Origin of the sequence: Sporosarcina pasteurii (assembly GCF_041295575.1) — a bacterium.
In the GTDB taxonomy this organism is placed as follows: domain Bacteria; phylum Bacillota; class Bacilli; order Bacillales_A; family Planococcaceae; genus Sporosarcina; species Sporosarcina pasteurii.
This window is the reverse complement of the sequence record NZ_CP160452.1, coordinates 931,437-951,580: the sequence shown is the minus strand read 5'-3', so window position 1 is coordinate 951,580 and position 20,144 is coordinate 931,437. Positions and strand designations below refer to the sequence as shown.

Here is a 20,144-nt window from a genome sequence, read left to right as displayed (position 1 = left end):
TAAATGAGAGCTGGTCCGATTAGAGTGTACACAAAAAACAGTGTCTCCTACGGGATAGCTCTCCAGGTAAAATATCCTGACAGACTCCCGCTTATTCAACGGAAATCCAGCAAGTACTCGATAACAGTTCGATTACTCGCTTCGGCAAATACCCCTTTCTTCTTCAATCGCTAGGCTGTTCCCTTCTTGAAGAATACTTTTAATATTTGCGCCTCTATCCTCACTAAGTATGATTATCTATCATATAGTGAAATAATTCAGTGTCTTCACTCTAACATATTACTTATTTTCTGGCAATTCTTTTTGGAAATATGCTTCCACAGACTCTGCTAGTTTTTCCGGCAATCCAGCTTTTTGAAGTTCTTCAGCTGTTGCTTCCCGAATCTTTTTCACAGAGCCGAAATGTTTAAGCAGGGCCGTTTTTCTTTTCGGTCCAATGCCTGGAATGTTGTCCAGAGAAGAAGTTATCGTATTTGCCCCTCTTCGTTGACGGTGGAATGTAATCGCAAATCTATGCACTTCGTCTTGAATTCGTTGCAACAAATAAAAGGCTTCACTTGTTCTCTTTAATGGAATTAGTTCGACTGGATCGCCGTAAAGAAGTTGTGACGTTTGGTGCTTCTCATCTTTTGCCAATCCAGCAATCGGAATCGATAAGCCTAATTCATCTTCAATGACTTCCCGTGCCACTTCCATTTGACCTTTTCCGCCATCAATTATTACCAAATCAGGCAACGGTAAATCTTCTTTTAAAACACGCACATATCGCCTTCTCACAACTTCACGCATCGCACCATAATCATCGTGCATCGCGGCGGTTTTCGTTTTATACTTACGGTAATCTTTACGATTCGGCTTACCGTCAATAAAAGAAACCATTGCCGAAACAGGATCCACACCGTGCGTATGAGAGTTGTCAAATGCCTCAATACGATGCGGAACAGCAATGTTCATCGCTTCGCCAAGTTCCTCACAAGCACCAACTGTTCGCTGTTCTTGCCGTTCGATTAGTTGGAACTTCTCAGACAATGAAATTCGTGCATTTTTCATCGCCAACTGTACGAGGTCTTTCTTTTTCCCTCTTTGTGGAATAAATACTTGTACGCTTAATAATTGCTTTACAACTTCTGCATCCACATCGGGAGGTAATAATATTTCTTTCGGAATTAAGTGGTCTGACTTACCATAAAACTGTCCGATAAACGTTAATAATTCTTCTTCTGGATCTTTATATAAAGGAAAAATTGAGACATCTCGCTCAATCAGCTTACCTTGACGGACAAAAAATACTTGGACACACATCCAGCCCTTATCGACCGCATAGCCAAAAATATCTCGGTCAGTAAAGTCATTCATCGTCATCGTTTGTTTTTCCATTACCATTTCGATATTCGTGATTTGGTCACGGTACTCTTTTGCCCGTTCGAACTCTAATGATTCCGCTGCCTCATTCATTTTTTCCGTCAATTCTTTTTTCACGCTTTTATACCCGCCGTTTAAAAAACGAGTGATGTTTGCAATCATTTCTTTGTACGTCTCTTCCTCTACCTCATGAATACAAGGTGCTAAACATTGTCCTAGGTGATAGTACAGACATGACCTGGTCGGTAATGTTTGGCATTTACGATATGGGTAAATTCGGTCCAATAACTTCTTCGTCTCACCCGCCGCATATGCGTTTGGATAAGGACCAAAGTATTTTCCTTTGTCATTTTTCACACGTCTCGTAATGATTAATCTTGGATGACGTTCAGCTGTAATCTTTAAGTAAGGATACGATTTATCATCCTTCAACATGACGTTATATTTCGGATCATATTGTTTAATTAAATTTAATTCTAAAATAAGCGCTTCAATATCTGAAGACGTAATAATCGTTTCAAAATCAACAATTTCACTTACGAGTCTTTGCGTTTTCCCATCATGGCTGCCTGTAAAGTAGCTGCGAACGCGCTGCCTCAACACTTTCGCTTTCCCGACGTAAATGACAGTCCCTTGACGGTCTTTCATTAAGTAGCATCCGGGATGATCGGGTAAAATCGCTAACTTCTCTTTTATTAAATCATTCATTTTTATCACCTACTCATTCAAGCATAGAGCACATGCTTCGATGTGACTAGCATAAGCCAATCAAACGAGAAAATCCATTTAAAAAGGCGACTTCCTAAGGAAAAGTGCGCCTTCGTTCATCTGATGCTCGAAACTAGATATAAAAAGCCGGGGTCCTTAAAATGGCCCCGGCGACTTGAAAAAACAGACATTTAATGTATCTTTATTGCTAGCAACGCATTCTCTTACCGCTGAAATTATGCGTGCTTTTCAATTAATTGTGCGAGTGCATCTTTAGGTTGGAAACCAACAACTTTTTCAACCATTTCGCCATCTTTGAAAAGAACAAGTGTAGGAATTGACATAATTCCGAATTTACCAGCAGTTTCTTGGTTATCGTCTACGTCAACTTTTACAATTTTCGCTTTCCCTTCGATTTCACCGTCAAGCTCCTCTAATACTGGAGCAATCATTTTACAAGGTCCGCACCAAGGTGCCCAAAAATCAACAAGTACAACACCTTCTGCAATGTGTTCTGCAAAGTCTTTGTCTGTCGCATTAATAATTGCCATTTCAAATCTTCCTCCTTTGATTTACAACTCTTCTGTATTGTAACATGCTCAAAAATAAGCCGCGAAAAATATGCCTATTCACTAATCCTGTCCCTACTATATTCGAATCATCATGCTTTACGTGACAAAAGCAGCTCTATCAATCCCCCAGTATGCCAAGTACACAGTTGAATCACACCTCCGCAATATGATAATAAAAAAGAAAGTCCTCTACATAGAAGACTCCCCTTTTCGATTAATGATTTATGCATGAACCTTTAATTTCTTAACTTCTTCAATCATCATTGGAATGACTTCGAATAAGTCCCCTACGATGCCGTAATCCGCAACTTTGAAGATTTCCGCTTCTGGGTCTTTGTTTATGGCGACAATCACTTTGGAGTTTGACATCCCTGCCATATGTTGGATAGCACCAGAAATTCCAGCACCGATGTAAAGATCTGGCGTAATAACTTTACCTGTTTGACCGATTTGTAGTGAATAGTCACAGTAATCTGCGTCACATGCACCACGTGATGCACCAATTGCACCACCTAATAGGTCCGCAAGTTCTTGTAGTGGCTTAAAGCCATCTGCACTTCGCACACCACGCCCACCAGCAACAACGACTTTCGCTTCTGACATGTCAACGCCTTCAGTGGCTTTACGAACAACTTCAGAAATAATTGTACGTAAATCTTTTACATCCACATCAACAGAAGTAACGTCACCGCTACGACTTTCATCTTTTTCCAAGGCCGCAATGTTATTCGGACGTACTGTTATGAACAGAAGCCCTTCTTTATGCTTTACTTTTTCAAATGCTTTCCCGGAATAAATTGGACGGATGAATAAAGCATCATCGTCTTCTCCTTCAATTTCAGTTACATCTGAAATGAGGCCAGCTGCTAGTTTACTAGCAATTTTAGGAGATAAATCTTTTCCTAATGCTGTATGACCAAAAACAATTGCTTCTGGATTCTCTTGTTCGCAAACCGCCATGAATCCTTGGCTGTAGCCATCTGAAGTATATTGTTTCAATTTTTCATGCTCAACCGTTACAACACGGTCTGCACCGTATTGAATCATTTCTGCCCCAAGTGATTGAACGGAATCGCCTAGTAGTACCCCAACAACTTCTCCGCCTGCTGAAACTTTTTTTGCAGCTGCAATTGCTTCAAATGAAACGTTACGTAAGACACCATCACGAGTTTCTCCAAGTACTAATACTTTTTTTGACATTCCCTGTCCCTCCTATATCCGATATAAAAGAAGAAGAACTTCTCGCTCTACCTCTTAATACTCGTCCAATTAAATATCAATATATACATCTAGTTTTCTATGATTAATAGCTAAATTCTTGAACAATCAAGTGAAAATTTAAATGACTTTCGCTTCATCTTTCAGTAACTGAACAAGTTCTTTCACTTGATCTGCTATTTCACCTTCAAGGATTCGTCCCGCTTCTTTTGCAGGTGGTAAGAACACATTAACCGTTTCAGTTTTTGCTTCTACGTCGTCCTCATCAAGATCCAGGTCATCGAGCTCCAACTCTTCTAGCGGCTTTCTTTTCGCTTTCATAATCCCAGGCAATGAAGGATAACGTGGCTCGTTTAACCCTTGTTGCGCCGTCACTAATAATGGCAGTGCTGTTTCGAGTACTTCAGAATCTCCTTCAACGTCACGAACAATCTTCACGTCTGTACCGTCAATTTCTAGCTTTGTAATCGTAGTTACATAGTTTATGCCAAGCATTTCTGCAACACGTGGGCCAACTTGACCTGAACCGCCGTCAATTGCAACGTTTCCTGCAAGGATCAAATCTGCATCTTTATCACTTAAGTACTCAGAAATAATCTTCGCAACTGTAAATTCATCCATTTCATCTAAATCATCTTCTGTATTAATTAAAACTGCTTTATCTGCACCCATTGCTAAAGCTGTGCGTAGCTGTTTTTCTGCTTCTTCATCCCCGATTGTAATAACAGTTACTTCTCCGCCATGTTCATCGCGAACTGTAATTGCTTCTTCAATTGCATATTCGTCATATGGATTAATGATGAATTCCGCCCCATCTTCAACAATTGCACCATTATTAACTGTAATTTTTTCCTCAGTATCAAAAGTACGTTTTACCAAAACATAAATATTCATTAATAACACCCTCCTCAGCTATTTTCGTCATTTCCCTTGAAATACAGGTTCTCGCTTTTCAATAAATGCTTGAATTCCTTCTTTAGCATCTTCAGAAACAAATACTTCACCAAAAGAATTCGCCTCGGCTTGAACGCCTTCATAATAAGTGGAAGTTTTAGTAAATTGCAACATTTCTAAAGCTGCTTTCACTGCAATCGGGCTCTTCTTAGCAATTTTCTGTGCGATTTCCGCAGTCTTATTGAACAGCTCTTCCTCTGAAAAAGCTTTATTCGCAAGCCCATAATCAACTGCTTCTTTACCAGAAATTGGGTCACTCGTTAACAGCATTTCAGCGGCTTTTGGCACCCCCACATAACGCGGCAGTCGCTGTGTTCCCGCGAAGCCAGGAATTAACCCTAGTTGTAATTCCGGCAGGCCAAGTTTTGCATTATCCGATACGAAACGCATATGACAGGCCATCGCCAGTTCTAATCCACCACCCAGCGCCGCTCCATGAATGGCTGCAATAACAGGTTTATGGAAAGATTCAAGTCGCTCAAAAACTTCTTGTCCATTCGACGCGAGTTTTGTAAACTCTTCGCCTGATGTAACGTCTGTGAATTCTTTAATGTCCGCGCCTGCTGAGAAAAACCTTCCTTCACCGCGAAGAACAACAACACGTACGTTATCATCCTCTTCAACCTGGTCGAGCAATGCGTTAATCTCAAGAATTAACGCACGCGCTAATGCGTTGGCAGGTGGTCTATTAATGGTTACTGTTGCAACACCTTGTTCTTGTTCGATTGACAAAAACTCCATTTCATCCCATCCCCTTTTCCAAATCTGTATCACCATTTCAACGAATCACGTACTAGTTAGTGAGTCATTCTGAAAGCGCTTTACACAGTTCGCAGAAAAACTCAAACACGATTAAGCTTTTATCGCATTCATGATAAGCTTATGTACATTTGGTGATAATTCTATTAAATCATACTTTTGCTCATTCATCACCCATGAAGTGATTGTTTCGTCAATTGTTCCGAAAATCATTTGACGCGCTAGACGGATATCCAGCGTTTGATCTAGGTCATTGCGTTCTATACCATCCTTTAAAATCACGTCTAATAAATCCAGATATTCTTTTAACACTTCATTAATCCGTAAACGTAGTTTCTTCCCGGATTGTCGCAATTCTAACTGAGTGACAATGGCAAGATGGCGGTCTTCATGAAGTACGCGAAAATGATTGTCGATCATTTTGAATAATCGTTTGGATGTATCTATATCTTCTTCCAGAATTACACGTAAATTGTGTGTAAAAATCGCCATTTTTTCTCTAAATACCGACACCAAAATATCTTCTTTATTTTTAAAGTAAAGATAGATTGTCCCATCGGCAACCCCTGCTTCTTTAGCGATTTTTGAAACTTGTGCTTGATGATAGCCATTTTGTGCAATAGCGATAACGGCTGCATCTATGATTTGTTTGTATTTCGGTTTATCGCGTTTCATTTTTCTTAATCACCACCATCAAAAAAAGAATATGAATGACTATTCATTCACATTCTAATAATAAGCTTTATTTTATTTCAAGTCAAGGAACAACTTTATGAATTTACTAAATCTTGATTCATTTTCTTCTTCTCTTCTTCAATAAGCGTTCTCCGTAAAATTTTGCCAACCGCAGTTTTCGGAAGTTCATCACGGAATTCATAGAAACGTGGTGCTTTGTAAGCAGCTAGTTGTTCTCTACAGTATTTATCTAACGCTTCTTCCGTAACTGAAGCGCCCTCTTTTAACACGATATACGCTTTTACGGTCTCGCCACGATATGCATCCGGGACACCTGCGACGACGCATTCTAAAATTGCGTCATGCTCATAAAGTACTTCCTCAACTTCCCGAGGATAAATATTAAAGCCACTGGCAATAATCATATCTTTTTTCCGATCAGCAATATAAAAACGTTCTTTTTCATCCATATAGCCTAAATCACCCGTTAACAGCCAGCCATCGCGAAATGTTGCTGCTGTCTCTTCAGGCATTTGCCAATACCCCTTCATTACTTGGGGACCTTTTACCGCAATTTCTCCAATTTCTCCAATTGCTAATGGTTTAGATGTTTCAGGACCAAGAATACAAGCCTCTGTACCCGGCCATGGAACGCCAACGGAACCTTTTTCATTATGTTCAGCGCCTGCCCAAACAAAATTCGCATGGGTCACTGGAGATGTTTCGGTTAACCCGTATCCTTCGACTAATTTTCCGCCTGTAACTTTCTCAAATTTATCTTTCACTTCAATGGGGAGTGTTGCGGAACCACTAATACATGCTGAGATAGATGATAAATCATATTTCCCGATCTTAGGATGATTCAAAAGACCGATATACATCGTTGGGGCGCCTGGAAATAACGTCGGTTTTTGTTTGTCAATCATTTTTAATGCTAAATCCATATCAGGTTTCGGCATCAGCACCATTTTATTATTCATCATCACCGTTAAAATTAGTACAGTCGTCATCCCATATACATGGAAAAACGGCAACATGCCTAGAACAACTCCTTCACCGCGTTTCGACTTATAAAGCCATTGTTCACACATCGCTGTGTTAGACACTAAGTTTTTATGGGTTAACATAACGCCTTTTGGCGGTCCTGTTGTGCCTCCTGTATATTGAAGCAATGCGATATCTTCTTCAAAATCAAACACTGTACGAATCGGTTCCTCCTTTGCGATTTTCATCATTTCAGTGTACAAATGGTTTATTCCGCGATGTTCTACTTTAATTGAAATGCCATGTTCCTTTTTTTGAATAAAAGGGTAGATCACGTTTTTAGGAAATGGCAAATAATCCTTAATACCAGTAATGATTACGTGCTCTAACGATGTTTCCTTCACAATATTCGTTACGCGCGGATACAATAAATCGAGTGCGATAATTGCTTTTGCACCCGAATTGACCATTTGATACTTTAATTCGCGTTCGGTATAGAGAGGGTTCGTCTGGACAACGATGGCACCGCTGTACAATATTCCAAAATATGCTATCGCACTTTGCGGACAGTTTGGCAACATGATTGCAACTCTATCACCTTTTTCGATCCCTAGTGAACGTAAATAGTTTGCGAACTTTAATGTAGATTGATAGAACTCTCGATACGTAATATTTTTCCCCATAAAATGAATTGCAATTTTGTCCGGTGAAGCTTTATACGCACGCGTTAAATACTCGTGAATCGGGATTTTCTCATAGCTCACCTTTGCAGATATTTCAGGTGGATACAAACTTAACCAAGGTTTATTTATCATAGCTCTGCTCCTTTCGCTTTCATATTGGCCAGAATATTCCTACATTTTATTATAAGACTAAATGATTACGCTTTCAATTACAATATTCTTAAAAACGTAAAAAAATACGTGAACACTCGTAAAAAAACACCTTCATCATCCGCTTATCGAACGATGAAGGTGTTACTTTATTTTTAATTAGATAGCCAATAAATGCCTACGACGATAAACACGACACATAAAATCATTAAGATTTTAGAAAGTCTTTCCATTTATCTCTCTCCTATGAAATACTTGCTCCAATGACAAATGACAAGCCTACTGAAATCGTAAGTGAAATAAAACCAACTGAACGATTATCTGCCTCTATTTCCTTATCCACATTAAATTTAGGCGTCATAAACTCAAACAAGATATATGCAAATACAAGTAATATAAAACCATAAAATCCCCAACCAATCATCTCAGGCAACGTATTATGCCTTTCAATTGAAAATCGGAAGATATTGGCGACGCCAAAAATTTTACCGCCTGTAGCCATTGCGACGGCGAAATTCCCTTTTTTTATTTGTTCCCAGTTTTGATATTTCGTCACAAGTTCAAATAATACCATTGATACGAGTAAACATAGGACAACAACACTAAAATACCCTGCTGTTTCTACTAATGGATGGGACCAAAAACCGGATTTTATCACAAAGAATTTGCCTCCTTTTGAAATACGTGATAACAATCCTTTACGAACGTTACACAATAAAGTTTCAATTCGTTTTACTACGTAATTATTTTAATTCCACGACAGTAACGCCGTGGCCCCCTTCACTTGCTTCACCAAATCGATAGCTCTTAACACGGGAATGAGTTTTTAAATATTGTTGTACCCCTTGTCGCAAAGCGCCTGTTCCTTTTCCGTGAATAATGGATACTTGATGATAGTTTGATAACAACGCATCGTCGATATATTTTTCTGTGCGTTGAATTGCATCCTCATAACGTTCTCCTCGGAGATCAAGGTCCAATTTCACATGGCTTGACCTGTTTCGAACAGAAGTTGTGACAACAGGCGCCTTTTCCTTTTTAGGCTTCACATATTCTAGTCCCGATTCTTTAATATTCATTTTTAAGATGCCAATTTGTACAATCCAATCGTCAGAAGAAGTTTTCTCAAGCAAAGTCCCTTTTTGTCCATATTGAAGGACCTGTACTTCATCTCCTACTTGGAGGGGTCTTGGTGCGGCTTTCGCTTGGACAGGAGCTGGTTTCTCCCCTGCTGGTGTGGCTTCATCTAAACGTTTCCGCGCATCAATCAGTTCATGTTCTTTTACATTCGCTCCGGCGTTTAACCGCATGGCTCGTAAATCAGAAATGACTGCTTCCGCTTCACGTTTTGCATCTTCTACAATTGTTTTTGCCTTTTCTTTTGCTTTTGTTTCTAATTTTTCTTTTTGTTGATTAAACTCTTGCCATTCCGCTTCTAGTTCACGTTTTAAGCGTTCTGTCTCAAGTAAAATAGCATGTGTTTCATCCGCATCTTTTTCAGAACGTAGACGGCTATCTTCAAGAGAAGCAATCATAGATTCAACTTCTCCGCGATCTGTTCCTGTAAATGATTTTGCACGGTCTATAATTTGGTTATCTAACCCTAAACGCTCAGAAATTTCAAAAGCATTACTCCGTCCAGGAACGCCGATAAGTAAGCGATACGTAGGACTTAATGTATCAATATCAAATTCTACACTTGCATTCGTCATGCCAGGACGATTGTAGCCGTATGCTTTGAGTTCTGGATAGTGAGTTGTGGCCAACACACGTGCACCTTTGCCGTGTACTTCATCCAAAATCGCAATCGCAAGTGCAGCACCTTCTTGCGGGTCAGTCCCTGAGCCAAGTTCGTCGAATAATAACAAGGAATGTTCATCGTACTTTTGTAATATGTCTACAATGTTTACCATTCTCGATGAAAATGTACTTAGACTTTGCTCAATGGATTGTTCATCGCCAATGTCTGCGTAAACCGCGTTAAATATTGCTAATTCTGAACCGTCTAACGCCGGGATTGGAATCCCTGATTGCGCCATTAATGTACAAAGTCCAACGGTTTTCAATGTAACCGTTTTTCCACCTGTATTCGGTCCGGTAATAACGATTGTCGTCACATCTTTTCCGAACTAAATATCATTTGCAATGGCCTCTTGAACTGGGATTAATGGGTGTGTAGCTTGCGAAAGACGAATATACCCTTTGTCGTTCACGTTCGGTTTCGTATATTTATGTGCCGTACCATATTTAGCCTTTGCAAGGATCGCATCGACTTCAGCTAATAAATTGACGAGTACAAATAAATCATGTGCAACGACTTGAACAGACTGCGACAACTCGATTAAAATTCGTTCAACTTCTTCCTGCTCTTTCACTTTTAAGTTCCGAATTTCATTGTTCGCTTGTACAACCGCATCAGGTTCAATAAACAAGGTTTGACCGGATGAAGACATATCATGAATCACACCCCCGTAATGGGAACGGTATTCGGCTTTCACCGGAATGACGTATCGATCGTTTCGAATGGTTACAATCGCATCTGACAACATCTTCGCAGCATTTCGCCCACGCGTGTAACTTTCTAACCTTTCACGCACGCGACTCTCTTGTGTACGAAGTCCTTGGCGAATAGAACGAAGCTTTTCAGATGCACCATCCATGACATGTCCATTTTCATCTATTGAATGATTAATTTCCCTTTCTAGATCCGTTAAAATCGGGAACGATTCTTTAATCGCGGTAAAATGAGGAATCGACACATCCTCATCCTCGATAACCCCTTCAATAAACTGACGTAAAATCCGACTTGCTCGAATTGTACTAGATATTTCCATTAACTCTACACTACTGAGCATCCCATCCATTTGTGCTCTTTTCGCATGTGGACGAATATCTTTCATCCCGCCCATTGGCACATTGCCACGTAATCGTAAAATGGCGAGCGCTTCATCCGTCTCTTCTAAGAGTCGAACAACGTCCGAGTAGTTACTCTCTGGTGTTAATTGTTCAATAAGTGTCTGTCCCGCAGAAAATGTACTATGTTCTGCGACAAGTTCTATAATTTTATTATATTCAAGTGTTTGTAAGACACGGGATTCCAATGTCTGTACACTTCCTTTCATTTTTTCACAACTTCAGCGATAAACTTTTCAAGCGACCATGTATTGACGATATTTTCCTTTTTCAACCATGCTTTTTTCGCGTAATTTACACCTGTTGGCATGAAGTCTAACTGATCTATCGCATGGGCATCTGTATTAATTGCAATTGGGATACCTGCATTTTGCGCTTCAATTAAATACTCTTTATTCAAATCAAGTCGACGCGGATTCGCGTTTAACTCTAGTATTTTCCCATATTTTTTCGCCCATTTAATGAGCTGAGAAACATCCACACTATATCCTTCACGTTGTCCAATAATACGGCCTGTTGGATGGGCAATCATATTCACGTAAGGATTTTCCATTGCTGCATGCAGCCTCTCCATAATTTGCGCCTGTGGTTGATTAAAACTTGAGTGAATTGCCGCGATGACAAAGTCGAGTTCTTGAAGTAATTCATTATCAAAATCGAGCGTCGCATCGGGTAATATATCCATTTCGGTGCCACAGAATATTTCAATATCATCATATTGGTCATTTAAGTCTCGGATTTCGGCGATTTGCTGACGTAGGCGATCTGGTGTTAAACCATTTGCCACGCGTAAAAACTGAGAATGGTCCGTAATCACAATATGTGAATACCCTTTCCCACGTGCTGCCTCTATCATTTCTCGTATCGAATAGCCACCATCCGACCAAGTTGTGTGCATGTGTAAATCCGCGCGTATGTCTTTTATATCTACAAGTGTTTCAATCTCATCGACTCGGTCTAATTCACGTCCATCTTGTCTTAATACTGGCGGAATAAACGGTAAATCGAAGTGATTGAAAAACGCTTTTTCCGATTCAAATGTATGGACTTCACCATGTTCATCTTCCACCCCGTATTCACTAATACTCCAGCCTTTTGACTTTGCAAGTTGACGCAATCGTACATTATGATTTTTCGAACCTGTAAAATGATGGATGGCTGTCGCAAATTGCTCATCTTTTACGAATCGAAAATCTGCATCAATTGGGTCGTCTATATCGAGTGTAATCGATAATTTTGCATCGCCAGCCGCAATCGTTTCAAGTACGGGTAACTGCGTCAATATTTTTTCTCGAACGGTAGCCGGATTTTCAGTGACCACGATAAAATCGACGTCGCTGCTCTCTTCTTCTGTTCTACGGTAACTACCTGCTACAGAAAAACGTGCCACTTCGGAAATATTTGTTAACGTATTCTCAATGATTGAAACGGTTGATTTGACTTTCCAAATTGGAAATTTTTCACTTCTCGTTTCAAATGCTTCGATTGCTGCTAGAATATTTTCTTCCGTCTTTTTACCAAACCCAGCCACTTTTCGAACTGCACCATCTGCACAAGCTTGTCGTAAAGTTTCAACTGAATCAATACCGAGTTCTTGACGTAATTTGGCAATACGTTTTCCGCCAAGACCAGGGATTTTCAGTAATGGAATGAGGCCTTTCGGAACAGTTTCTTCTAATTCTAAAACCAAATCAGACTCGCCTTTCTCCATTAAATCTGTAATCACAGCGCCTGTTCCTTTTCCGATGCCTTTTAAACTTAAAATATCATCCATTTCCGCTAAGCTACGCGGATCTAATTCGAGTACATTTGCTGCTCTTCTAAATGCCGCAACCTTAAAATGATTTTCCCCAAGTAACTCCATATATAATGCTATCTTTTCAAATGTCCGGATAATAGTTTTTTTATTCAATGAAAAACCTCCTACTTGACCTTTAAAAAACTTCCCTCCTTATGAAGGGGGAAGCTGTTAATTCTTATAAATGTACCACCAATTTTTCACTTTTTCGGATAATAGTGGTGTGTGTTCAAACATCGCACTTGCAATTATAGATTTCTGAATGATCGCTTGTATAAAATCGATTGGTAATAAATAGGCTACATAAAGAATCAGGAAAATGGCTATGTAAAATTCAACCAATCCTAAAACTGCTCCCGACAAACGGGCTAAGAAACCTAACACTGGTAAATACTTTAAAAAATCAAACATGGATGCAATCAGTTGTAAACCAAATTTCACCACAATAAATATTAATACAAATGCGAGTAAGCGATAAAATGTAATATCCAAGTCAAGTTCTCCTACAGAAAACGATAATTTCGAATCTGCAGTCACGCCTGGATAAGGAATCCAAAGGACAAATTTTTCCGAAAGATCCTTATAGTATAAGTAAGCTATAATTAACGCTATAATAAAACCTGTCATATGTATCGCTTGTACGATTAGTCCTCTTCTGAAACCGGTGATTAATCCGCCCAAGAAAAGGAGGAGAATGAGTAAATCTAGCATGTAAGACCGTCAACCCTTCAAATTTTTTAATTCTTCTTCCATTTGTTCAACTTGCTCTTTTAATTTAAGATAATCATGTACACTATTCACCGCAGCTAGAACTGCAATTTTCGCAGTGTCGAGACTTGGGTTACGTTCGCTAATCTCTCTCATTTTATCATCAACCATAGATGCAACTTGACGCATATAACTGCTTGTTTCTGTACCAACCATGTTATACGTTTGACCATATATTTCAACCGCTATACGTGTTTTCTGCTCATCTGCCAAGGACTAGACACCCCCTGTAAAACTCTGTGTCCTATCATACCATGAAAACGAGTCGTTTGTGAATAAAGTAGACGAAAGGAAGTTGTAATTGAATGTCCAACCAAGTGTTAAAATTAAATGATGAAAAAATCACTGAATTAATCACAGCTTATACAAATGTGAAAGTTGTCCGAAATGCACCTGGTGTAAGATTTGCTGCTAAAACTTCAGACACATCTATTACGGTGTATAACTCTGGAAAAGTATTATTTCAAGGAGGAGGGGCAAACCGCGAAGCAAGTCGTTGGGGAAATGTTGAAATTAAAAAATCAGCCGGAAAAACGAATACAAAAGGCGATACATTGCCGCCTAATTTAAGCATGCTTTCTGTTGTAGGATCCGATGAAACGGGTACAGGTGATTTTTTTGGCCCAGTGACAGTTGCAGCTTGTTATGTGCCGGCGGACAAAATTGAACTTGTTCGTGAGCTAGGCGTGAAAGATTCCAAGCAATTAACCGACGACCTGATGCGCCAAATTGCGCCTGACCTAGAAGCGACACTCACCCACAGCGTCCTAACCGTGTCCAATCCGAAATATAATGATATTCAACAACAAGGTAATTCTCAAGGAAAAATCAAAGCGCTCTTACATAACCAAGCATTAAAGCATGTGCTTCGGAAAATGGCAGTTGAAAAACCTGACTATATTTTAGTAGATCAATTTGCACAGCGCGGGGTTTACTACAATTATCTAAGGGATGAACCTGAAATCATTCGAGAAAATCTCATTCTCTCGACGAAAGCTGAAGGTCTTCATGTTTCCGTTGCAGCGGCCTCTATTTTAGCGCGTGTCGCCTTTCTAAAAGAGATGGATAGATTGAGCGAACTTTCCGGCTTTCAACTTCCAAAAGGAGCAGGTCCAAAAGTCGATCAAGTCGCTGCCAAAATTCTATTAAAACACGGAGAAGCCACTTTAAAAACAATGACAAAATGGCATTTTGCCAATCGAGAAAAAGCGATGAAACTTGTTTCAAGTAAAAAAAGATAAACGAATACACTGGTAAATTCATCCGCCTTTCGTAACAAAAAAGCACGGCTGTCTAGTTAAATTCTAGGCGGCCGTGCTATTCAATAAATGTTAGTGGAACACAATCGTTTTATTATCTTGAACAATAATCCGGTCCTCAAGATGCCATTTTACTGCTTTCACAAGAACACTTCGCTCAACTTGACTTCCGATTTTCTTCAAATCAGCCACATGGTCCCGATGATCTACACGTACTACATCCTGCTCAATAATTGGACCTTCATCAAGGTCATTCGTTACATAATGAGACGTAGCACCAATTAGTTTCACACCTCGGTCATACGCACGCTCGTATGGACCCGCTCCGATAAATGCCGGTAAGAAAGAGTGGTGAATATTAATAATCCGATTTGCAAAACGACTCACAAAATTAGGCGTTAGAATTTGCATATACCGGGCAAGAATTAATAAATCAACGTCATATTTTTCCATCAGTTGGATTTGTTCTGCCTCGACTTGTTGGCGGATATCTTTGTTTGCAGGAATGTAATGAAAAGGAATCCCTAAAGCTTCTACCATAGGTCGTGCTTCCTCGTGGTTACTAATGACAACAACAATATCCGTATCCAAGTCTCCGCTTTGCCATTCCCATAATAATTCCATCAAACAATGCGTTTCTCTAGAAACATAAATCGCCGAACGCTTTCGTTCACTCCCATAGGCAAGCCGAAAACCCATTCCATGAATCTTAGCAATTTCTTCAAAGTCTTTTTCAAGGCGTGCTGATTTTGTCACTAAATCCTCGCAGACAAACTCGATACGTATGAAAAACATCCCATTCTCTGGATCACTTGTGTACTGACTCGACTCAATAATATTCGCCCCTTGCTGATACAAAAATGTCGACAATACAGATACAATACCTGGTTTGTCTGGACAACTGACCAATAATCGGCCTTGATTTTCATTTCTTCTTTTTTGCCGGAATTTTATATGATCTATTTCTCGATTTAACATATATACTCTTCTCCTGTTTAACTATAATAGCCTCCTATTATCGGATATTCCGAGCACGTTCTCAAGGATTTACCTCTGTAAAGCGGATAACAGTTAATTTGCTATATTTCGGGATGAAAAACTTCTCACTCTCGGAAAAAAATCATTCGTTAGCGCAAAAATAACCTCTTTCTTTCGTTCTAAAGAAATCACTTTTCCGTATTGTATTCCATAAATCAGGACATACTTGAAGTAAGCAATTTTCCCCGGAGGTTTTACCATGTCTTTCTTTAAGAATAAACAAAATAAGAACGAAGAAAATGAATCTGAAGCAAATCAACAAACGAATGAAGAACCTTTATCAGATGAGGTTATGCTAAATCTTACTAAGCTACAAACCATTTTTTCCTATCCAACAAATAATGCTTTACAAATACGCAATCTTTTTCTTCCAATATACGACAAAAGCATCGTCGTCTTATCAATAGAAGGAACTGTTGATGTTAATCTTATCGATACGACAATCTTACAACCCTTATTAAGAAAATCGGATGGTTCACTTCCAAACATCGACTTTGTATCTTTGCTATTGACAACGATATTACCAACAGCAGATGCAAAACTAATTACAACAGTAAATGAAGTTCAACAGAGCTTAGTGAATGGTAGCACAGTTATCCTGGTAGACAATGAAGCTTGTGCCGTTTCAATTGACACCGTTAAATTTGAAAATCGTTCAGTTTCAGAACCAACAACTGAAACGACAATCATCGGACCAAAAGCTGCATTTAACGAATCAGCTGCGGTGAATCGTTCTTTATTACGTAAGCAGATTAGAAATCCAAATTTTTTTTGTGATCCAGTTACGATTGGGCAACATTCAGAACAAGAAGTTTCTGTGATGTATATAAAAAACATTGCGGATAATGGCATTGTTGAAGAAGTTATAAAAAGATTAAAAGCGATTGAAACAGATGCAATTTTGACTCTCTCTCAAGTTGAACAATATATAGAAGAACGGCCTTATTCCATTTTCCCAACAACCTTAATGACTGAACGGCCTGACCGTGCTGCATCCTTTATATTAGAAGGGCATGTCGTTTTAATAATGGAGAACTCACCGACTGCACTTATTGTACCGACCACGTTTTGGTCATTTATCCATACGGTAGAAGATCAATATTTACGTATGCCGTATGGAAATTTTCTCCGTACAATACGATTAATTGCACTCTTTATTGCTCTTTTAACACCAGCCTTATATATAGCGGTTACAACCTTTCATACTGGAATGATTCCGACCGATTTAATGCTTGCCATTGCAGCAACGAGGGAAAGAATTCCTTTTCCTGTTATCGCAGAGATTATTATTATGGAAGTAGCATTTGAAATTTTACGCGAAGCAGGCGTCCGTGTCCCAACTACGCTTGGTCCCACCATCGGAATAGTCGGTGCACTTATTCTCGGACAAGCCGCAGTAGAAGCGAATCTCATCAGTCCAATTCTTGTCGTGATTGTAGCAATTACCGGGCTGTCCTCTTTTACAATCCCTGACGTAAGCTTTAACATTTCTATAAGAATGTTACGTTTTGTTTTTCTATTTTCTGCTTACTTATTTGGTTTTTTCGGCATTGCAATTGTTGGCGCTTTTCTTTTAGCTTATCTCGTTTCAATGAAATCATTTGGCGTTTCTTTTTTCGAACCACTCTCGCCACATTATCCATCCTCAAAAGATTTACTGGCACGCCCACCTATTTGGAAGCAATGGATTAGGCCGATGTCCATGTCACCAAAACAAAAGGCAAGGGCGCCAAAACCGAAAGGCGATGGCAACAATGAATAAAAATGAAGATGGAAAAATAGGAACACGAGAGTTTTTTTCAATTGTTTTGCTTATTATTGGTGTTAAAGTCACGGACGAAACACCCGGCTATCTTTTTCAACTTGGCGGCAATGCTACTTGGCTGATTCCTTTTTTTCAGTTGGTCATAATTAGTATTCCCTTCATGTTATTGTTAGCCTTAATAAAAAAATATGAAAAGGGATTAATAGAACTGATTTTTCATCTTTCAGGAAAATTTTTGGGTTCAGTAATTTGTTTCACGCTATTTTTTATCATGTTCTTCTCAATAACAAATAGGAGCAAAAGTTCTGCATCGATTATAAGTACACTATTTTACCAAAAAACGTCGGTTTCATTGTTAACTTTGGCTCTATTACTCACCAGTTTCTTTATTGCAAAACGCGGATTAAAAGCGATTAGCAGCGGGACTTGGCTATTGATACCAGTTTTGGAAATTACATTGATTCTTTTGCTTTTCATTGTGTGGAAAGAGGTTAGTTGGTTAAGGTTATTTCCATTAGCAGGGCCTGGGTTAGGAACATTACTAACCCAAAGTTTTAATCACAGTTTTATACTTGGCGAAGTGATTCTACTTGCGGCTTTTTTTCCGTATACACGTACTTTTAAAAATTATCAACTTGCCTCCCTTTTAGGTTTAGGGGTTGCAGCATTCAAATTAATGCTGTTTCTGGCCATTTACGTGGCGGTCTTTGATTATCCTTCTACTAAACGCATGGCCTATCCACATCAAGAACTAACGAGAATAGCCGAGTTTGGTACAAGCATCTCCCACGTAGAAGGCTTCTTCCTCTATTTTTGGCTCTTTGCAATACTTTTCAGATTCGCCATTTGCTTATATTTATTGGCATTCTTTTTAGGCAGTGCTTTACGTTTGAAAAATTTCGAGAAGTTGCTTGTTCCTTTAGCCGGACTGATTGCGTTGAGCAGTTTACTTCCGGCAAACACCTATATTCTCATTCCTTATAGAGAAGTTATGTTTAAAATTGGTTCGTGGCTGCTAATCACTCTCCCTTTCTTCCTTTGGGCTTTAAGCAAGTTGAGAGGAGGCCGTCAAGACAATGAAACGAATAATTCTGCCGCTTAGTTTAGCATCTGTTCTCCTCCTATCTGCCTGTGGAGATAAACTTGAGTTGGAGCAAAATGCTTATGTAGTTGTTATAGGGATCGATTTAAATGAGGTTGACGAACACTTAATTGACGTCACCTTTCAAATTGCGAATCCGCAAGTTGGTTCATCTGCCGCAGGAGAAGCCCCCAACGAGTCTCCTAGTGATATTGTAACTTTTACAACAACAGATATATTTTCTGCGAAAGAGTTGGCAAACAGTGTAATTACAAGAGAATTAAGCTTTGACCATCTAAAAACGATTATCGTAGGCGAAGAGTTTGCAAAAAATGAACTGTTTCATCATACAATTGCTTCTGCGTTGATGGAGCCGCAAATGAGGCTGGAAAACACACTGATTGTAAGTAAAGAAAAGGCACGAGAATTTATCCAAAAAAATAAACCCGAGCTCGAAACTCGTCCCCACAAATATTATTTTTATATGGAACAAAGATGGAAGGACACTGGGCTAGTCCCTCATTCTGATTTAAATCGATATTTTCAACGAACGTCTGGTGAATTATTTTTGGCAAATTACGCAACAACAAAAAAAGAAGAGCAGATAAAGCCGAACGAAGATGATTACCGTGCAGGTGAGATTCCTCAAAAATCTGGAGATCCCGTACAAATGATGGGAGCAGCTGTTTTCAAAAATGGGAAGATGATCGGCACTTTAACTGGAGAAGAAACGCGAATGGCATTGTTGCTTAGAACAAAATCCCTGACTCACTATACCATTCAATCACTCCCTGACCCGATCAATGACGACTATCGAATCTCTATCCAACTTACAAATGGGAATACGAAAGTGAAAGTCGATGTTAAGACTGACACGCCCAAAGTGAATGTAACAGTTCCAGTTAATGTACAAGTTTTTTCAAATAATAGCTTAGCAAATTATACAACAAACTTATCAAATCACCAAAAGCTAAAACAATCCATTGAAGCGCATTTAGAACAAATGGCAATGAAACTTGTGAAAAAAACGCAAGAAGAATTTCGCAGTGAACCTTTTTGGTGGTATTTAAACGCACGTCAACAATTTTGGACGATTGACGAATACAACAAGTACGATTGGGAAGAAAAATATGCAAATGCAAACGTAGATGTGAAATTTAAAGTAACAATCGAGAGTCTAGGTCCTCAAATAAAACCTGAAGTAATCAATGACAAATGAAAGGACTGATTAGATTGAATTTAGTTCTGATCGGTATTGCCTTATATTTAATGTACTTCACTTTTGACCTAGCACACTCGACTTGGCAAGAGAAGAATAAATTCGCAAGTGTTTTCATTGCAATGATGGCGTTCTGTTTTCCAGTGTTGCTCGTTTTGTTATTAAGGTGACAGTCACTCAAACAAACATGAATACTTAATCATTCACGTTTGTTCCAATTAACATGAAAGTTTGAGTG

General features: G+C 39.1%; 16 protein-coding genes, 1 pseudogene and 1 riboswitch. Of the genes and pseudogenes, 4 read left to right on the top strand and 13 right to left on the bottom strand.

The window, feature by feature from the left end; all coding sequences use genetic code 11:
* Positions 1 to 47: 47 nt before the first annotated feature.
* A riboswitch (Lysine riboswitch) is annotated at positions 48 to 225 on the bottom strand.
* A gap of 54 nt (positions 226 to 279) precedes the next feature.
* The 12 genes and pseudogenes from uvrC to zapA form a co-directional block, all read right to left on the bottom strand.
* Complete coding sequence (gene uvrC, locus AB1H92_RS04310; protein ID WP_115362121.1) at positions 280 to 2,070, bottom strand: excinuclease ABC subunit UvrC; 1,791 nt, start codon at positions 2,068 to 2,070, stop codon at positions 280 to 282.
* A 236-nt stretch (positions 2,071 to 2,306) separates the two neighbouring features.
* A complete protein-coding gene (trxA, locus tag AB1H92_RS04305; RefSeq protein WP_115362123.1) occupies positions 2,307 to 2,621 on the bottom strand; it encodes a thioredoxin in 315 nt (104 codons plus the stop codon).
* Between the two features lie 243 nt (positions 2,622 to 2,864).
* Positions 2,865 to 3,842, bottom strand: a complete 978-nt coding sequence (locus AB1H92_RS04300) for an electron transfer flavoprotein subunit alpha/FixB family protein (RefSeq protein WP_115362125.1) — start codon at positions 3,840 to 3,842, stop codon at positions 2,865 to 2,867.
* Positions 3,843 to 3,980: 138 nt separating this feature from the next.
* A complete protein-coding gene (locus tag AB1H92_RS04295; RefSeq protein WP_115362127.1) occupies positions 3,981 to 4,754 on the bottom strand; it encodes an electron transfer flavoprotein subunit beta/FixA family protein in 774 nt (257 codons plus the stop codon).
* Positions 4,755 to 4,781: 27 nt separating this feature from the next.
* Positions 4,782 to 5,555, bottom strand: coding sequence for an enoyl-CoA hydratase (locus AB1H92_RS04290; RefSeq protein WP_115362129.1), 774 nt, complete (start codon positions 5,553 to 5,555; stop codon positions 4,782 to 4,784).
* Between the two features lie 111 nt (positions 5,556 to 5,666).
* Positions 5,667 to 6,248 (bottom strand): TetR/AcrR family transcriptional regulator, encoded by a 582-nt coding sequence (locus AB1H92_RS04285; protein WP_115362131.1) that lies wholly within the window; start codon positions 6,246 to 6,248, stop codon positions 5,667 to 5,669.
* 95 nt (positions 6,249 to 6,343) lie between these two features.
* On the bottom strand, positions 6,344 to 8,047 hold the full coding sequence (locus AB1H92_RS04280) for an AMP-binding protein (RefSeq protein ID WP_115362133.1): 1,704 nt from the start codon (positions 8,045 to 8,047) through the stop codon (positions 6,344 to 6,346).
* A 262-nt stretch (positions 8,048 to 8,309) separates the two neighbouring features.
* The gene (locus tag AB1H92_RS04275; RefSeq protein WP_115362135.1) at positions 8,310 to 8,723 is read right to left on the bottom strand and encodes a DUF350 domain-containing protein; all 414 of its coding nucleotides are present in this window, start codon (positions 8,721 to 8,723) and stop codon (positions 8,310 to 8,312) included.
* A gap of 85 nt (positions 8,724 to 8,808) precedes the next feature.
* A pseudogene (locus tag AB1H92_RS04270) lies at positions 8,809 to 11,187 on the bottom strand (endonuclease MutS2).
* The gene (gene polX / locus AB1H92_RS04265; RefSeq protein WP_115362137.1) at positions 11,184 to 12,890 is read right to left on the bottom strand and encodes a DNA polymerase/3'-5' exonuclease PolX; all 1,707 of its coding nucleotides are present in this window, start codon (positions 12,888 to 12,890) and stop codon (positions 11,184 to 11,186) included. Before polX ends, AB1H92_RS04270 begins: the two are co-directional and overlap by 4 nt.
* Before the next feature lie 57 nt (positions 12,891 to 12,947).
* Entirely contained in the window at positions 12,948 to 13,487 is a 540-nt protein-coding gene (locus tag AB1H92_RS04260) for a CvpA family protein (protein WP_115362139.1), read from the bottom strand.
* Positions 13,488 to 13,496: 9 nt separating this feature from the next.
* Positions 13,497 to 13,757 (bottom strand): cell division protein ZapA, encoded by a 261-nt coding sequence (gene zapA / locus AB1H92_RS04255; protein ID WP_115362141.1) that lies wholly within the window; start codon positions 13,755 to 13,757, stop codon positions 13,497 to 13,499.
* 92 nt (positions 13,758 to 13,849) lie between these two features.
* Between zapA and rnhC the strand changes: the two genes are divergently transcribed.
* Entirely contained in the window at positions 13,850 to 14,785 is a 936-nt protein-coding gene (gene rnhC, locus AB1H92_RS04250) for a ribonuclease HIII (RefSeq protein WP_115362143.1), read from the top strand.
* 90 nt (positions 14,786 to 14,875) lie between these two features.
* Here the strand turns inward: rnhC and purU are convergent, their stop codons facing one another.
* On the bottom strand, positions 14,876 to 15,781 hold the full coding sequence (gene purU / locus AB1H92_RS04245; RefSeq protein ID WP_115362145.1) for a formyltetrahydrofolate deformylase: 906 nt from the start codon (positions 15,779 to 15,781) through the stop codon (positions 14,876 to 14,878).
* Positions 15,782 to 16,040: 259 nt separating this feature from the next.
* On the opposite strand from purU, the gene AB1H92_RS04240 reads away from it, so the two are divergent.
* Genes AB1H92_RS04240 through AB1H92_RS04230 form a run of 3 tightly spaced genes read left to right on the top strand, consistent with a single transcriptional unit; the run spans position 16,041 to position 19,906 of the window.
* Positions 16,041 to 17,603: a spore germination protein gene (locus AB1H92_RS04240; protein WP_115362148.1), complete on the top strand. Its 1,563-nt coding sequence runs from the start codon at positions 16,041 to 16,043 to the stop codon at positions 17,601 to 17,603.
* Positions 17,596 to 18,708 (top strand): GerAB/ArcD/ProY family transporter, encoded by a 1,113-nt coding sequence (locus tag AB1H92_RS04235; protein WP_166739470.1) that lies wholly within the window; start codon positions 17,596 to 17,598, stop codon positions 18,706 to 18,708. The genes AB1H92_RS04240 and AB1H92_RS04235 overlap by 8 nt, the downstream gene beginning before the upstream one ends.
* The gene (locus tag AB1H92_RS04230; protein ID WP_115362153.1) at positions 18,683 to 19,906 is read left to right on the top strand and encodes a Ger(x)C family spore germination protein; all 1,224 of its coding nucleotides are present in this window, start codon (positions 18,683 to 18,685) and stop codon (positions 19,904 to 19,906) included. The genes AB1H92_RS04235 and AB1H92_RS04230 overlap by 26 nt, the downstream gene beginning before the upstream one ends.
* Positions 19,907 to 20,144 lie beyond the last annotated feature (238 nt).

What these genes read in the sequence shown, in the direction of transcription:
- AB1H92_RS04240 (WP_115362148.1), top strand. Translation starts at nt 16,041, where the DNA reads ATGTCTTTCTTTAAGAATAAACAAAATAAGAACGAAGAAAATGAATCT.
- AB1H92_RS04280 (WP_115362133.1), bottom strand. Translation starts at nt 8,047, where the DNA reads ATGATAAATAAACCTTGGTTAAGTTTGTATCCACCTGAAATATCTGCA.
- AB1H92_RS04295 (WP_115362127.1), bottom strand. Translation starts at nt 4,754, where the DNA reads ATGAATATTTATGTTTTGGTAAAACGTACTTTTGATACTGAGGAAAAA.
- purU (WP_115362145.1), bottom strand. Translation starts at nt 15,781, where the DNA reads ATGTTAAATCGAGAAATAGATCATATAAAATTCCGGCAAAAAAGAAGA.
- AB1H92_RS04285 (WP_115362131.1), bottom strand. Translation starts at nt 6,248, where the DNA reads ATGAAACGCGATAAACCGAAATACAAACAAATCATAGATGCAGCCGTT.
- AB1H92_RS04300 (WP_115362125.1), bottom strand. Translation starts at nt 3,842, where the DNA reads ATGTCAAAAAAAGTATTAGTACTTGGAGAAACTCGTGATGGTGTCTTA.
- AB1H92_RS04235 (WP_166739470.1), top strand. Translation starts at nt 17,596, where the DNA reads ATGAATAAAAATGAAGATGGAAAAATAGGAACACGAGAGTTTTTTTCA.
- uvrC (WP_115362121.1), bottom strand. Translation starts at nt 2,070, where the DNA reads ATGAATGATTTAATAAAAGAGAAGTTAGCGATTTTACCCGATCATCCC.
- AB1H92_RS04290 (WP_115362129.1), bottom strand. Translation starts at nt 5,555, where the DNA reads ATGGAGTTTTTGTCAATCGAACAAGAACAAGGTGTTGCAACAGTAACC.
- AB1H92_RS04260 (WP_115362139.1), bottom strand. Translation starts at nt 13,487, where the DNA reads ATGCTAGATTTACTCATTCTCCTCCTTTTCTTGGGCGGATTAATCACC.
- trxA (WP_115362123.1), bottom strand. Translation starts at nt 2,621, where the DNA reads ATGGCAATTATTAATGCGACAGACAAAGACTTTGCAGAACACATTGCA.
- AB1H92_RS04230 (WP_115362153.1), top strand. Translation starts at nt 18,683, where the DNA reads ATGAAACGAATAATTCTGCCGCTTAGTTTAGCATCTGTTCTCCTCCTA.
- rnhC (WP_115362143.1), top strand. Translation starts at nt 13,850, where the DNA reads ATGTCCAACCAAGTGTTAAAATTAAATGATGAAAAAATCACTGAATTA.